14 protein-coding genes and 2 pseudogenes are annotated in these 14598 nt (G+C 71.4%); 7 read left to right on the top strand and 9 right to left on the bottom strand.

From position 1 onward, the window contains the following. Window positions 1-101: 101 nt before the first annotated feature. Complete coding sequence (locus OG730_RS04355) at window positions 102-1235, top strand: alpha/beta hydrolase (protein ID WP_327302905.1); 1134 nt, start codon at window positions 102-104, stop codon at window positions 1233-1235. A 68-nt stretch (window positions 1236-1303) separates the two neighbouring features. After that, window positions 1304-1855 carry a hypothetical protein gene (locus OG730_RS04350; RefSeq protein WP_327302904.1) on the top strand — a complete coding sequence of 184 codons (552 nt, stop codon included), beginning with the start codon at window positions 1304-1306 and terminating at the stop codon, window positions 1853-1855. Between the two features lie 52 nt (window positions 1856-1907). On the opposite strand, the gene OG730_RS04345 is transcribed toward OG730_RS04350, so the two are convergent. The 3 genes from OG730_RS04345 to OG730_RS04335 form a co-directional block, all read right to left on the bottom strand. Then, window positions 1908-2528, bottom strand: a complete 621-nt coding sequence (locus OG730_RS04345; protein WP_327302903.1) for a hypothetical protein — start codon at window positions 2526-2528, stop codon at window positions 1908-1910. A gap of 100 nt (window positions 2529-2628) precedes the next feature. After that, a complete protein-coding gene (locus tag OG730_RS04340) occupies window positions 2629-3114 on the bottom strand; it encodes a hypothetical protein (protein WP_327302902.1) in 486 nt (161 codons plus the stop codon). A 73-nt stretch (window positions 3115-3187) separates the two neighbouring features. Further along, window positions 3188-4021: a PIG-L family deacetylase gene (locus tag OG730_RS04335; RefSeq protein WP_327302901.1), complete on the bottom strand. Its 834-nt coding sequence runs from the start codon at window positions 4019-4021 to the stop codon at window positions 3188-3190. Between the two features lie 140 nt (window positions 4022-4161). On the opposite strand from OG730_RS04335, the pseudogene OG730_RS04330 reads away from it, so the two are divergent. Further along, window positions 4162-4605 (top strand): annotated as a pseudogene (locus OG730_RS04330) (phosphorylase family protein); the annotation flags it as partial. On the opposite strand, the gene OG730_RS04325 reads toward OG730_RS04330, so the two are convergent. Together OG730_RS04325 and OG730_RS04320 are read right to left on the bottom strand one after the other, a co-directional pair. Next, window positions 4531-5319 carry an oxidoreductase gene (locus OG730_RS04325; RefSeq protein ID WP_327302900.1) on the bottom strand — a complete coding sequence of 263 codons (789 nt, stop codon included), beginning with the start codon at window positions 5317-5319 and terminating at the stop codon, window positions 4531-4533. The pseudogene OG730_RS04330 and the gene OG730_RS04325 overlap by 75 nt on opposite strands. A gap of 90 nt (window positions 5320-5409) precedes the next feature. After that, window positions 5410-5985, bottom strand: coding sequence for a TetR/AcrR family transcriptional regulator (locus tag OG730_RS04320; RefSeq protein ID WP_327302899.1), 576 nt, complete (start codon window positions 5983-5985; stop codon window positions 5410-5412). A gap of 86 nt (window positions 5986-6071) precedes the next feature. Between OG730_RS04320 and OG730_RS04315 the strand changes: the two genes are divergently transcribed. Continuing rightward, window positions 6072-6836, top strand: coding sequence for a phosphodiesterase (locus tag OG730_RS04315; protein ID WP_327302898.1), 765 nt, complete (start codon window positions 6072-6074; stop codon window positions 6834-6836). Here OG730_RS04315 and OG730_RS04310 read toward each other — a convergent pair. Next, window positions 6809-7108 (bottom strand): DUF2087 domain-containing protein, encoded by a 300-nt coding sequence (locus OG730_RS04310; RefSeq protein WP_327302897.1) that lies wholly within the window; start codon window positions 7106-7108, stop codon window positions 6809-6811. The two genes, OG730_RS04315 and OG730_RS04310, sit on opposite strands and share 28 nt — an antisense overlap. A 205-nt stretch (window positions 7109-7313) precedes the next feature. Between OG730_RS04310 and OG730_RS04305 the strand changes: the two are divergent. Continuing rightward, window positions 7314-10084, top strand: a pseudogene (locus tag OG730_RS04305) (penicillin acylase family protein). A gap of 65 nt (window positions 10085-10149) precedes the next feature. Here the strand turns inward: OG730_RS04305 and OG730_RS04300 are convergent. Both OG730_RS04300 and OG730_RS04295 read right to left on the bottom strand, forming a co-directional pair. Then, the gene (locus tag OG730_RS04300; RefSeq protein WP_327302896.1) at window positions 10150-11355 is read right to left on the bottom strand and encodes a methyltransferase; all 1206 of its coding nucleotides are present in this window, start codon (window positions 11353-11355) and stop codon (window positions 10150-10152) included. A 105-nt stretch (window positions 11356-11460) separates the two neighbouring features. After that, on the bottom strand, window positions 11461-11820 hold the full coding sequence (locus tag OG730_RS04295; protein WP_327302895.1) for a tetratricopeptide repeat protein: 360 nt from the start codon (window positions 11818-11820) through the stop codon (window positions 11461-11463). Window positions 11821-11925: 105 nt separating this feature from the next. Between OG730_RS04295 and OG730_RS04290 the strand changes: the two genes are divergently transcribed. Further along, complete coding sequence (locus OG730_RS04290; RefSeq protein ID WP_327302894.1) at window positions 11926-12891, top strand: pirin family protein; 966 nt, start codon at window positions 11926-11928, stop codon at window positions 12889-12891. A gap of 290 nt (window positions 12892-13181) precedes the next feature. Here OG730_RS04290 and OG730_RS04285 read toward each other — a convergent pair whose 3' ends face one another. Continuing rightward, window positions 13182-13772 (bottom strand): flavodoxin family protein, encoded by a 591-nt coding sequence (locus OG730_RS04285; protein WP_327302893.1) that lies wholly within the window; start codon window positions 13770-13772, stop codon window positions 13182-13184. 191 nt (window positions 13773-13963) lie between these two features. On the opposite strand from OG730_RS04285, the gene OG730_RS04280 reads away from it, so the two are divergent. Next, window positions 13964-14452, top strand: coding sequence for a hypothetical protein (locus OG730_RS04280; protein ID WP_327302892.1), 489 nt, complete (start codon window positions 13964-13966; stop codon window positions 14450-14452). The last annotated feature ends 146 nt before the right edge of the window (window positions 14453-14598 follow it).

Here is a 14598-nt window from a genome sequence, read left to right as displayed (position 1 = left end):
CCGCCCATTGGCTACGTCTGTCCTTGACGGCGGCTGCTGGAGGACCCTATGGGGTAGTCATGGGGTACTTCGGCAGAGCCGTCAAGGGGGGAGTGGTTCCGATGGCTGTCGGCTATGCGTCCACCGCGGTGCTGGCCGCGCTGATCGCGGTGTTCTGCCTGGTGCGCATCCGCGGGCCGAAGCCGCTCTTCTTCTTCAGCTACCGGCTCGGTCTGGTCTTCAACGAGATGCCCCACGTCGTCCTCTACGCGCTGGCGGCCTCGACGGCGCTGGCCCTCGTGGAGGGCGATATCGCCACGGTCGCCGACTGGGCGGCCGTCGCTCTGGCCGCTGTCGCGGCCGCCGGGCTCGTGGTGGTCGCCCGCCGCGGGATACGGACGGCGCCGGTGGTCAGGCGCGCCCTGGACGAGGCCCTCGGCGCCGGAACCGCCACGCGCCGCAGGCCGCCCCTGGCACGCATTCTGCTCAGGCCCGTGTTCCGCCGCCGCGGCGACGTCAAGCGGGTGGGCAACCTCGGTTACGGGGACGCGGGCCGCCGCAACCTCCTCGACGTCTACCATCACCGCTCGCGCCCCGAGGGCGGCCCCGTACTGATCCACTTCCATGGTGGCCACTACGACCAAGGCCGTAAGAACACCCAGTCACTGCCCCTGCTCTACCGGCTCGCGAGCCAAGGCTGGGTCTGCGTCAGCGCCAACTACCGTCTGCGGCCGGCCTTTTCCCACCCGGACCATCTGATCGACTCGAAGAAGGTCATCGCCTGGGCGCGCGAGCACGCCAAGACGTACGGCGCGGACCCCGCGGCGGGCGTGTTCGTGTCGGGAAGTTCCGCGGGCGGGCACATGGCCGCGCTCGCCGCCCTCACCCCCAACGAACCCGCCTATCAGCCCGGGTTCGAAGAGGCGGACACCTCGGTGACCGCCGCCATCGCGCTCAACGGCTATCTCGGAACGTACTTCGACGGGGATCCGGCGACCTCGCCGGTGAATCTCGCCCGGGCGGACGCGCCACCGTTCCTCATCGCGCACGGCGACCTGGACGAGCTGGTGGAGATCGAGAACCCCAAGGCCCTCGTCACGGCCCTGCGCTCCGTCTCCACCTCGCCGGTCGTGTACGTCGAACTCCCGGGCGGGCACCACGCCTTCGACCTCTTCCACTCCTTCCGTTTCGAGGCGCTCATCGACGGCATCGAGGAGTTCGCCGCGTGGGTACGGGTGGGGAAGCGGGCTACCTGATCCCGTGATCGGGAACGTTCGCCGGGTTGCTCGTGTTTCCTGGGCATACCAGTCACGCGGGGGGACTCATGGCAGCGCAGAGCATCATCGGTCTGGTCGGAATCGTCATCCTGGCAGGCGGGTTGGTGGCCGTGGTCGCCATCTGGCGGACGGGCTCACCCTTCCCGGAGCTGACAGGCACCAGTGACAGCTCACCGCGAGGGCCGGACTGCGTGACTTGCGGCCACGGGGAGCACCGGGGCCGCTGCTCCGAGAGGGTTTCGGCCTCGGGGGACATCTACGACGGCGGCGGTGACTGGGTCGGCTACCGGGACGAGACCTACTGCAACTGCGATCAGTACCGCACCCGGGCCTGGCCGCCGTGCACCACCTGCGACCACCGTCGTGAGGAGCACTACATGCTCCTCCAGTGCCGGGACGTCAGGGGCTACCCCAGCGTGGGCCCGTGCCCTTGCGGCACCTACCGTTCTGAGCCCGGGCCGAAGCCGTCGTACTACCTGGAGGCGCTGCGGAGGGCGGATCGCCGTTGCCCTTTCCCCGCCGACGAGCACGGCGTCCGTACGGGCCGTTGCCTCACGTGCGTACTGCTGGACGGCCGGTGCCCGTACGACCGATCGTGACGCCTCCACCGGCTGAACGCGCCGGTCGAGGCGCTCCTGCGCGCGGCCGGCCTCAGCGTCCCGCGTGACGGCCACCCGCTGATGCCGCGCGGCGGCGTGCGCGCAGGAGGAAGGCGGCTCCGAGGGCGGCGAGTGCGGTACCGGCGGCTGCCAGGGGCCAGAGGGTGGCGCCCGCGCCCGTGACGGCGAGCGATCCGGTGCCGGCCGACTCCGTGCCGGTGTGGGGCGACCGGGATCCGGGGACGTCCGCGCTCGGCCGGGGTGTCTTCACGGAGGGCGGCGCGGTGGCGGTGGTCGTCGATGTGGGGGTGGCGGTGGGAGCACTCGTGGGAGCGGCCGTCGGGGCCTGGCTGGGGGCCGGGACACCGTCGAGGGAGACCGAGACGCGGGCGGTTCCGCTCTTCGGGTCGGTGGCGAGCACCTTCACCTCGACCTTCGCGGTCGGGTCGACGAGTGCGGAGCCGGCCGTGAGGGCGTCCGCGTCCGGAGCGGGGTCGGTCGCGTCCGGGTGGTGGTCCGCCTTGGTGGTGTCGATGAGTACCGAGCGCGTGTAGTCGCCCTTCGGCACCCGGTAGGCGTGGACCCCCTTCAGCTTGTGGTCAAGGGTTCCGGAGGAGGCGCGCACCTCGATGACCAGGCGGTCCTCGCCGAGGGGGATGTCGAGGGCGCGCACCCCGCCGCCGGATCCCGGGGACCGGGGACCAGGGACCAGGGACCAGGGACCAGGAGCCGGGGGCGCTTGCCAGGAGGCCGGCCTCCTGGCCGCGTCGCGGCTACGCGAGCACCTCGCCGATGGTCTGCGCCCGGGCCGGCCGGCCGTCGGTGAGGGTCAGGAGCAGGCGCCGGGTGGTGAGCGAGAGACGGTCGAGGGCGAGCACGGCGGGGCTCTCGGCGGAGTGGATCAGGAGCCTGATCAGCGGCGCGCCCGGTGTACCGGTGGTGGCCGGAAGCCCGGCCAGGAGGTCGTGGGCGGGACGGTTCTCCAGCAGCGAGGCGACGGCGGTGAGGGTCGTGGACTCGACGGCACGGCGGGCCTCCCGGGGGCCGGCGGCCCCCGCGTCGACGGCGGTGAGGTGCAGGGCCATGCCGAGCAGCGCGAGCCCTCCCGCTTCACCGGTCGCCGGGTTGATCTTCCAGACCCCGAACCTCTTCAGGCGCCAGTCCTGTCGCCCGGGGATCCGGTCGTGTGCGCCGATCAGGGCGGAGGCGATGGCGGTGGCCACCTGCCACGAGGTCGAAAACTCCGATGACGGGTCCATGTGGTGATGGTGCCTCCCTCCGGCGCGGGTGTGGAGGGAGGCGGTCACCGAGCTCCGCGCGGCGACCCGTGGATCAGCGCAGTCCGGCGAAGAGATCGGTCTCGGGTACGGCGGCACCGGTGGCGTCCTTGACGCGCACGAAGGTCTCCACGCCCATCAGCTCGCCGAACCTCTCCTTGCCCATCTTGAGGAAGAAGATGCTCTCGCCCTGGCTGGCGTGCGCCGCCAGCGAGTCGAACTTCTGGCCGCTGAACGGGGTGGTGTCCACCCAGGTGGTGATCTCGTCGTCCGGGAGGCCGATCTCGGCCAGCGCGGCGGTCTCGGCGGGATCCGGCTCCGGCATGTCCTCCGCGAACTCGCGCATGATCTCCCCGAAGCGCCGGATCGCCGACTTGGGCATCGTCGTCCAGTACACCTTCGGTGTCAGGTCGGTCATCTCCAGGGCCGCCATCGTGATGCGGTGGGCCTGGATGTGGTCGGGGTGGCCGTAGAAGCCGTTCTCGTCGTAGGTGACGACCACGTCGGGCCGGTAGTGCCGCATGAGCTCCGCGAGCCGGGCGGCGCCCTCCTCGACGGGGGTCTGCCAGAAGGCTCCGGGGGCCTCGTTGCTCGGCCAGCCCATCATCCCGGAGTCGGCGTAGTCCAGGGTCTCCAGATCGCTGATCTTCAGCACGCCACAGCTCTCCTGGAGCTCCTTGCGGCGCATCGAGGCCACGGCCGCAGGGTCGTGCCCGGGGGTGCCCGGCTTGGAACCCCCCGGCCCGTCACCACAACGGCCGTCGGTACAGGTCACGAGAACCGTGCGGATGCCTTCCGCCGCGTACTGCGCGAGGACCCCTCCGGTACTGGTGGCCTCGTCGTCGGGGTGGGCGTGTACTGCCATGAGCGTCAAGGGCCGGTCAGTCATGAAAAGCAGTCCTCCTACAGAAAAACGGTGTGGCCTGAGCGTGCGCGACGGTGTCGGCCCCTCTGTCGGTGCAACCGTCCCGGCGGGGTCGATTGTTCCCGGACCACCGTCACCAGGGCGGCCGCAGCCGCGCACGCCGTGACCCGGCGCGGGCCGAAGCCGTCGCGGGCCTGCTCGAAGACGCCGTGGAGGTGTCCCATCGCCGCGAGTACCGCGCCTTCAGCGGGAGTTGACGCGAACTCGCGGTGGTGGTCGCCTCGCACGGGGTCGGCGCCCCCGGGGCGATCCTGCTCTTCCAGGAGCTGGCCGAAGCGGGCGTGCGCACCATCATCAGGTTCGGCACGGCGGGGGCGATCCGGCCCGGGATCGCCGACGGCGACCTGGTGATCGCCGAGGCCGCCGTGCGCGACGACGGGGTGACCGGGCACCGCGGCACCCGGGCAGCCCGGCCTCCTCGGCGCCGGAAAGACGACGATCCTCCGCCGTCCAGGGCGGCAACGGGGCTGTGTCTAACCGGCCTTGAGGGTGCCGCCGTCGATGACGTGGTCGGCGCCGTGGATGTTGGCGGCCCGTTCGGACAGTAGGAAGGCGACCAGGTCGGCCACCTCCTCGGGCTTGGTGATGCGTCCCGACGCGAGGCCGAACTGCCCGGGGATGTTCGCGAGCAGGTCGCTGTGGCTGACGCCGTACGCCTCGGCCACCTTGCCGCCGAAGCCGTTCGGGTCGGTCCACAGCGGGCTCGCGACGAAGCCGGGCGAGACCGTGTTGACGCGCACGCCGCGCGGTGCCAGTTCCTCGCTGAGCCGCTTGCTGAGCTGGTTCAGTGCCGCCTTGGCCTCGGCGTAGCCGACCGGTGAACCGGCGGGGACGCGGGCGTTGATGGAGGAGATGTTGACGATCGCCCCGCGTCGCTCCAGGATGCTCGGCAGCGCCGCCCGGGTCGTCCAGACCGCGCTGAACAGGTTGAGGTCGAAGACGGCCTGCCATTGTTCGTCGTCCACGTCGAGGAAGCCGCCCAGGGACAGGCCCTCCGGATCGCCCGCGCCGACGTTGTTGACCAGGAAGTCGATCCCGCCGACCGCGTCGATCGCCTCCTGGGCCACCCGCGTCGCTCCGTCCCGCGTGCTCAGGTCGACGGACACGGTGGCCGCGGCGGCCTTCTCCAGTTCGGGCGTGATGGTGCGTGCCGCACCCACCACGCGCACGCCTTCCGCGGACAGCGCCTGGGTGATGGCGAGGCCGATGCCGCGGCCGGCGCCGGTGACGAGGGCGGTCTTTCCGTTGATTCCGAGGTCCATGACGCCGCTTTCTCGAGGTGTGGGCGAGTTTTCTTGAACTACAGGTCAAAAATTAGGGCGCAAAAAACGCCCCCGAGGGGGCGTGGCGGATCAGAGACCCGCCACGGCGGTGTCGATGATCCCGTGCAGGGTCGGCCGGTCGAAGGTCTTGGCCATGACGCGCAGCCCCGCGATCGTGTTCAGGAGGAACTGCGCCTGCGCCCGGGCGTCCACCTCCGGGGCGACGTCCCCGTCGCGGCGGCCCTGCTCGATGCGGTCGGTGAGGAGCTGGATGGTGCGCTGTCCCATGCGGTGGACCGCCTGGGTCGCCTCCTCGTCCCGTCCGCCGAGTTCCAGTGTGGTGTTGGCGCCGAAGCAGCCGCGCCTGACCGGTCCGCCCAGGTCCGTGTCCACGAGGAGGGTCAGGTAGTCGCGGACGCATTCCTTCGTGGTGCTCGGCCGGGCGAGGAACTCCTCGGTCATCTCGGAGCCGGCGCGGGCGTAGAGCTCCAGGGCCTTTCCGAACAGTTCGCGCTTGGATCCGAAGGCGTGGTAGAGGCTGCCCTTGGCCACTCCGGTGGCCTTCGCGAGGTCGGCGGGGGAGGTGCCGGCGTAGCCATTGGTCCAGAACGCCTCCATCGCCTGTGCGATGACCGCGTCCGGTTCGAAGTTCTTCGGCCTGCCCATGACGCCACGCTATCGATTCTTGACCTGGGGGTCAAGAAAATCCTCCGCGTAGACTCCCGGCCTCAGGACCGAAGGAGCCGCCGCCCGTGATCGTGATAGCCCACCTCAGCGACATCCACCTCGACGGTGGGGACCGGGCCGCCGAGCGGACCCGCGCCGTCATGGAGTACCTGGAGGGGCTTCCGTACGAGCTCGACGCGGTGCTGGTGAGCGGCGACATCGCCGATCACGCGCGCCCGGAGGAGTACGAGGAGGCGCGCAAGGCCCTCGGCTCCCGCCATCCGCTGCTCGTCTGCCCCGGCAACCACGATGACCGCACGGCCTTCCGGCGCGGCCTGCTGGGGGAGGACCGCGCTTCCGCCGCCCCGGTCGACCAGGTGCTGCGCGGTGAGGGCTTCGTCCTCGCGGTGTGCGATTCGTCCGTACCCGGTGCACACCGGGGATACCTGGAGGACTCGACGATCGCCTGGCTGGACGGGGTGCTCGCCGACACCCCGCACGAGGTGCCCGTCCTGGTCGCCTTCCACCACCCGCCCGTCCCGCTGCACATCCCGTACGTGGACGGCATCCGGCAGTTCGGCGAGGAGCGGCTGGCGGAGCTGGCCGGGCGCCACCCGCACCTGACGGCGTTCCTGTGCGGGCACGCCCACACCGGCGCGGCGACCACCTTCGCCGGGCGGCCGCTGCTCGTGGCTCCGGGCGTGGTGTCCACGACGCGGCTCCCGTGGGAAGCGGCGTCCGGGGAGAACGAGTACATCCACACGGACGAGCCGCCGGCCGTGGCCTTCCACGTGATCGGTGAGGACGGCCGGCTGACGACCCACTACAAGGTGGTCGTCGCCCGCCGGTAGCCGGAGCCGTCGCGGGTGCGGGTGAGGTGCCCGGCGATGACCAGGTACCGCCGCAGCGCCGCGCAGTCCTCGTGGACGGTGCGCAGCAACCCGTTCACCTGGGACTCCGTGTACGCGCGGTCCGCGGCGAAGAGGGTCTCGGCGAGGTGGGCGAGCAGCTGCTCGCGCCGGGCGGCCTTGCGCGGGATGGCCGCGAGCCGGCCGTCGGCGGTGAACAGGTCGGCGACGCCGCGCCCGGTGCGCGTGCTGGTCCCTGCGGTGCTTTGTGACATGTCGTGGAGCTTCACCCGGCCGGCCGCCCCGGGGCAACGCATTTTCCGCGCGGGGCCTCCGCTCGGGGTTTCCGTACGGGCTCCACACGGGTTTCCGCACGGATTTCCGCACGGGCAAAAAGTGACGGTCGTTCATCTTACCGCGCGGTAGCACCTGCAAGTACCCTCCCCGTGACCGGTTCCTGCCCCCCACGGAGGAGCACGTATGCGACGCCCCACCCCGCACGCGAAAGCCCGTACGCGAACTGCCGTCGCCACCGCACTGATCGCCCTCGGAGCGGCCCTGCTGACCCCGGCCGCGGCCGCATCGGGGGCCGGCGCCCCGGTGCCGCTCGCCGTCGCCGACTACGCCGACTACTGCGGACAGCAGTGCGCGGACATCCTGCCGCCCGGCCAGAGCGGCAACGCCACCCTCGCGCAGATCCTCGCCCACAAGGCCTTCGGCACGCTGCCCGCCCACACCTCCGACCAACTGGCGCGCTACGACTCCCTGGTGGCCGGCTATCCCGGCCTCACCGACGCCAAGGTCAACGAGTTCTTCAACGACGCCTCCTTCGGCGTCCCGGCCGACCAGGTCGAGTCCACCACGAGCCCGCGCTCCGACGTCACCATCACCCGGGACAAGAAGAGCGGCGTGCCGCACATCAAGGGCACCACCCGCTACGGGACTTCCTTCGGCGCCGGCTACGCGGCCGCCCAGGACCGGCTCTGGCAGATGGACCTCTTCCGGCACGTCGGCCGGGGCGACCTCACCCCCTTCGCGGGCGGCGCCCTCGCCAACCAGGGCCTGGAGCAGCAGTTCTGGCCGCAGGCCCCGTACACCGAGGCGGACCTCCAGGCCCAGGTGGACCGGATCCGCACCGCCGAGGGCGAGCGCGGACGGCTCGCGATGGAGGATGCCCAGGCCTACATCGACGGCATCAACACCTACCGCGTGCAGTCCAAGAACGGCCGCTACTTCCCCGGCGAGTACGTGCTCACCGGGCACATCAACTCGATCACCAACGCCGGTGAGATCCAGCCCTTCAAACTCACCGACCTGATCGCCCTCGCCTCCGTCGTGGGCGGCCTCTTCGGCGGCGGCGGAGGCGGCGAAGTACAGTCCGCGCTCTCCCTGTTGTCCGCGCAGCAGACGTACGGCCTGGAGGAGGGCACCCGCGTCTGGGAGTCCTTCCGCCAGCGCGAGGACCCGGAAGCGTGCTCACCGTCCACGACGGGACGAGCTTCCCCTACGCGCAGAAGCCCGCAGCCCCCCAGGGCGCGGCCCTGCCCGACGCCGGCTCGGTCACCGCCGAGCAGCTCGTGTACGACCGTACGGGCTCGGCCGCGACCGCCGCCGCGGCGAACCCGCCCAAGCCGGTGAAGCAGAGCATGTCCAACGCCCTGCTCGTCTCCGGCGCGAAGACCGCGAGCGGTCACCCGGTCGCCGTCTTCGGCCCGCAGACCGGTTACCTCGCGCCCCAACTCCTCATGCTCCAGGAGCTCCAGGGCCCGGGGATCAGCGCGCGCGGCGCCTCCTTCGCCGGCGTCAGCATGTACGTCCAGCTCGGCCGCGGCCAGGACTACGCCTGGAGCGCCACCTCCGCCGGCCAGGACATCACCGACACCTTCGCCGTCGAACTGTGCGAGCCCGGCGGAGGCGCCCCCACGAAGGCGAGCACCTCGTACGTCTACCGGGGTGCCTGCACGCCCATGGAGAAGCTGGAGCACACCAACACCTGGAAGTCCTCGGTCGCGGACCCGACTCCGGGCGGCTCCTACCGGATGCGGGTGTGGCGCACGAACTACGGCGTCGTCACGCACCGCGCGACCATCGCGGGCAAGCCCGTGGCCTACACCGCGCTGCGCTCCACGTACCGCCACGAGGCCGACTCGATCATCGGCTTCCAGATGTTCAACGACCCCTCCTACGTGAAGGACGCCCGCACCTTCCAGGAGGCGGCCCGGCACATCGGCTACGCCTTCAACTGGTTCTACGCCGACTCGCGCGAAGCCGCGTACTACAACAGCGGGTCGAACCCGGTCCGCGCGGCCGGAGTCGACGCGGCGCTGCCCGTCCGGGGCGAGCAGGGCTACGAATGGCGGGGCTTCGACCCGGCCGCCAACACGGCCGACTACACCCCGCCCGCCGAGCACCCGCAGTCCATCGGCCAGGACTACTACATCAGTTGGAACAACAAGCAGGCCAAGGGATACACCGCGGCCGGATTCGGCATGGGCTCCGTGCACCGCGGAGACCTCCTCGACCAGCGCGTCGAACCGCTCGTCGCGGCGGGCGGCGTGACCCGGGCCAAGCTCACCCAGGCCATGGCCGACGCGGCCGTCACCGACCTGCGCGCCGAGAACCTGCTGCCCGAGCTGCTGGCGGTGCTGCGCGGCGCGCCCGTCACCGATCCGGCCGTCGGGGCCGCGATCGACAAGCTCGCCGCGTGGCAGGCCGCGGGCACCGAACGCAAGGAGACCGCACCCGGTTCGAAGACGTACGCGCACGCGGACGCCGTCCGGATCATGGACGCCTGGTGGCCGCTGCTCGTCGAGGCCGAGTTCAAGCCCGGCCTCGGGGCGCCACTCTACGATGCCCTGCGCGCCTCGCTCACCATCGACGAGGCGCCCAACGCAGGCCACGGGCCCACCAGTTCACACGCCGGCTCGGCCTTCCAGTACGGCTGGTGGAGCTACGTGGACAAGGACCTGCGTACGCTGCTCGGCCGCCCGGTGTCCGGACCCCTGGCCCGGCCCTACTGCGGGGGCGGCTCGCTCGCAGGGTGCCGGGACGCGATGGCGGCAACGCTCAAACAGGCCGCGGCCGCCACCCCCGCCGCCGTCTACCCGGCGGACGGAACCTGCGCCGCGGGCAACCAGTGGTGCGCGGACTCGATCGTGCAGCGTCCGGTGGGCGGTCTGGCCCACCCGCAGATCAACTGGCAGAACCGGCCCACCTATCAGCAGGTGGTGGAGTTCCCCGCCCACCGCTGAGGCCCAGGCACGCGAAGGCCCGCCGGCCCCGGAGCACTCCGGGACCGGCGGGCCGTACGCGCGGGTTACGCGCCGCGGGGCTGCTCGCGCCGCTTGACCGCCCGCAGGACCACGAACTTCGGCTCGCTCGCGGCCACTTCGCTGTTGCCGAAGAGGCGCCGCAGGTGGGTGTGGTACCCCATGTGCCGGTTGGCCACCACCCACAGCTCGCCGCCCGGGCGCAGCACCTTGCGCGACTGCGCGAACATCCGCAGCGCCGTCGCGTCGGTCGTCGCCTGGTGGGAGTGGAAGGGCGGATTGCAGAGCACCAGGTCCACGGAGCCGGGGTCCAGCATCGCCACCCCGTCGCCGACGAGGAAGTCCGCCCGCTCCCGCTCGTGCGTGACGTTGGCGCGGAACGTCGCCTTGGCCGAGGCGACCGCCTGGTACGACTCGTCGGTGAAGACGATCTCCGCACGCGGGTCGGCCACCGCGACCGCCGTGCCCACGACCCCGTTGCCGCAGCCCAGGTCGACGACCCGGGCTCCGTCCGTATTGGTCGGGATGCTCTGGAGGAAGAAGCGGGTGCCGACGTCGAGGCGGTCCGCGCAGAAGATGCCCGCGTGGTTGACGACGGTCAGCCCGGCGCCCGAGCCGCCGTCCTCGTCCACGACGTACGTCAGCGGCCAGGGTCCGGGGGTCGCCGGACGGGTCGCCCCCGGGTTGCCCGGCGTACAGAAGATCAGACGGGCCTTCTTCTCGGCCAGGGAGGTCTTCGTCGGTCCCAGGATCTTCTCGAAGAGCCGCAGCGTGGAGGTGTGGATCTCCTTCACCATGCCGGCGCCGACGACGACCGTGCCCGCGTGCACGTGAGGGGCCACCCGGTACAGCTGGTCCTCCAGCAGCGCCAGGCTCTTGGGCACCCGCACCAGGAGCACGTCGATCCGCTCCGGCGGCGCGTCCTGGGTGGTCAGCAGGGTCACGGTGCCCTTGGCGGTGCCGATCCCGTTGCGGTCCAGGTTCGCCATGGTGGCGGATCGGGTCAGGCTGGAGTCGGTGATCTGGGTGGGGTGGTGCGCGGCCAGTGCCGTCGTCAGGGCTCCCCAGCGGTCCCCGATCACGGTGATCTGGCCGGCGCCGGCCAGATCCACCGGCCCGCGTTCACCCGTACCGGATTCGAGGTGGCGCAGCAGGTACTCGTCGGCGGCGTCCCATGCGAAGAGCCGGTCGCGCGGGTCCTCGGGGAAGCGGGCGAGCTCGTAGGAGCCGAAGGGCGTGGTCAGACGGTTCATATTGCCCCCAGGCTAACCGAGGGACCGCCCCGGTCCCGCACGGGCGGGGCCGGGAGAGTGGGCGGGGCGGCCCACGGCCCCGCCCCGGGTGGGGAGAGCGGGCCCCTACTCCGGGAAGTCCCCGGCCATCGCGGCGGCGATCCGCAGGTACGGAGCCGCCTCGGCGGCCCGGCCCTGGCGCTCCAGGGTCCGCCCGAGCATCAGCTGCGCGTAATCCTCCACGGGCCAGCGCTCAAGAACGGCACGGAGCTCGCGCTCGGCCCTGGAGAGCTGGGCGGAGTGGTAGTAGGCACGGGCCAGCAGCAGCCGCGGAGCCAGCAGTTCGGGGGCCTCGGCCGCCACGCCGCGCAGGACACGGGCGGCGTTCGCGTACTCCTTCGCCTCGAAGAAGAGCCGGCCGCGGTCCCAGCGCTCGGCGGCGGTCCCGTGCTCCAGGTAGCCCTGCTGCCCGTCGGTCACGCCCATGACGTCCATCGGATCCCTTCGTCGCTCTGTCGGGCTGCTCAACACGCGGATCCGTACGCACATTCCCATCACCCCGGCGGCTGCGCCAGGACTAAGTTGTGCGGTATGAGCAATCTCGATCGCCAGCCCGCTCTCTCCACCTGCGGCGGACGCGGGTTCGTCGTGGCCGAGCCCGTACGCGAGCTCCTGAGCCCGCGCACCGTCAAACTCGGCGGGTCCACCGAGGTCCGCCGCCTCCTGCCGAACCTGGGCCGCCGCATGGTCGGCGCCTGGTGCTTCGTCGACCACTACGGTCCCGACGACATCGCCGAGGAGCCGGGCATGCAGGTCGCGCCCCACCCGCACTCGGGGCTCCAGACCGTGAGCTGGCTCCACGAGGGCGAGGTGCTGCACCGCGACAGCGTCGGCAGCCTGGCGACGATCCGCCCGCGCGAGCTCGGCCTGATGACCTCCGGCCGGGGCATCAGCCACTCCGAGGAGAGCCCGCGCCCGCACGCCCGCCTCCTGCACGGCGCGCAGCTGTGGGTGGCCCTCCCGGACGCGCACCGCGACGTGGACCCGCACTTCCAGCACCACGCGGACCTCCCGCAGGTCACCGCCCCGGGCCTGACGGCGACGGTCATCCTGGGCACCCTGGACTCGGCGACCTCGCCCGGAACCGCGTACAGCCCGATCGTCGGCGCGGACCTGGCCCTGGCGGCGGGCACGGAAACCCGCCTCCCGCTGGACCCGGACTTCGAGTACGCCGTCCTGTCGATGTCGGGCGAAGCCCACGTCGACGGCGTCCCCCTCCTCCCGGGCGCGATGCTCTACCTCGGCTGCGGCCGCACGGACCTCCCGCTGCGCGCGGTCTCGGACGCCGGCCTGATGCTGCTGGGCGGCGAGCCGTTCGAGGAGGAGATCGTGATGTTCTGGAACTGGATCGGCCGGAGCAACGAGGAGATCGTACAAGCCCGCAAGGACTGGATGGAAGGCTCCCGGTACGGCGAAGTGAAGGGCTACGACGGCCCGCCGATCCCTGCGCCGCAACTGCCGCCGGTGCCCCTGAAGGCACGCGGTCGGGTGCGCTGAACTGCGCTTTTCTGAAGCGGCTGGATCAGCCGAGACCGGCCGAGGAGAGACTGCCAATCCTGCGGAGATCGCTCCCGCAGAGGGAGTGGCGGGGCCTGCCGGAGGCCCTCTTCGGCCTCTCGGCGTTTCCCAGGTATGGCCAGCTGAGGTCAGCTTCGCCAGGACCAATGCTGACCCAATGCCGACTTTGGTGACAGTTCGTCAGCTCGCTTCGTCGTTTCCGGGGGTCGCGAAGGAGTCCTGGGCGAGGGCCTCGGACGCGGTGCGTCGGGTTGTACGGAGCGTAGTCGTCAGAGGCTTCGCCATGGTGCTCGGCGTGCTGCACGCGCGCACCGTCTCGTCCGGGCGATCCGAGGCCGACGTCCAGTGGCCGCCGAGACACCGACGAGCAGCCCTCCGTGTACATCGAGCCGGAGGAGGAACGCGTCGACTACCGGAGCGTCACGCGCGGGCGAGGGACCGGCGGACGGCGGCGGGCACCGAGGACTCAGCGGGCTTCGGGAACGGGTGGCGCCGCCCCAGTAGGTGACGGCGTTGGGGGCGAGGGAGAAACCGGCGTCGTCGAGGCCCTGGAAGGGATCGGCGCTGATCTTGTGCGCGCCGTCCTCGTTGCCGACGACGCGGACCGAGGCGACCTTTCCGTAGGTGAGCATGCGGCCTTCGTCAGCGGTTTCGGAGATCTCCGCGTTGAGCCGCTCCATGATCTTCTGGGCGATGCTGGAGGGGTGTCCGAGCCAGGTCGGTGTCAACAGGATGAGGATGTCGGCGCCCAGGATCGTGTCGCGGATCTCGGGCCAGGTGTCGCCGTCGCCGAGGTCGGTGCTGATTCCGGTCTTCAGGGTGCAGGCGAGGGCGACGGCACGCAGGGGCGTGGTGTTCATGTACGCCCGGCTGCCCCGTCGCCCGAGGCTGATGTCAGCCCGGCTCTGAACTGGTCCTTTCAGATGTCTCGCCAGGTCCGGGCGCTGCCCACGGTCTGAGGAGCTTGGCGGGGGAGTATGACGATGCCCGACTGAGGGCGGGATCCGCCCGACAGGAGCATGCGCCGTCGGTGCGGGGGTACGCGTGCGGCATGCACGGACATCATGCGCGTCCCACGAGCACCTTGTTCCGTACGACTCAGTCCCGCGAGGAGTCCGCGGCGGGCGCGGGTCGGCACGCGGGCGGGGGAGGGATACTTCGCCGGCTGCGCCGCCGGATCCTCGCCTACCAGCACGTCGAGCTGCTGTCCTCGCGCATCCCCGGGGACACCGGCACCGGCGACGAGGTCCTGCTCCTCGTCCACGTCCGCAAGGTCGTCGGGGAGGTCCACTACCGGATGTGCCTCACCTGCGCCCAGGCCGTGATCGCCGCAGTCGACATCGACCCGCGCTTCCTCGGCACGGGCCTGGACACCCGAGCCTTGTCCCACCTGCGGGCACGTCATCCGGGACTCGCCTGGCACAGCACGCTGAATCTGCGCGGCACCCGCGACCTCCTCAGCCGATCACGCGTCCTCGACGGCAATGGGGTCTGCCAACATCTGCGCGCCCCGGCGGCCCGAGCTCAACCGTCCCACTGACCGCGGCGAGAAGCAGGGACTGCAAGCCGCGGTGTTCCCGGCCGAGGGTGCTCGCTGGAGCTTGTAGTGACCGGCCGGCGATCAACCCACGCGAAAGCCACCCCATCCCCAGGGACCGGCCCGACGGTCAGAGTCGGCGGCCCGGA

Source organism: Streptomyces sp. NBC_01298, assembly GCF_035978755.1.
Taxonomy (GTDB): domain Bacteria; phylum Actinomycetota; class Actinomycetes; order Streptomycetales; family Streptomycetaceae; genus Streptomyces.
The sequence above is the reverse complement of the archived record's forward strand: the minus strand, read 5'-3'. Positions and strand labels throughout refer to the sequence as shown.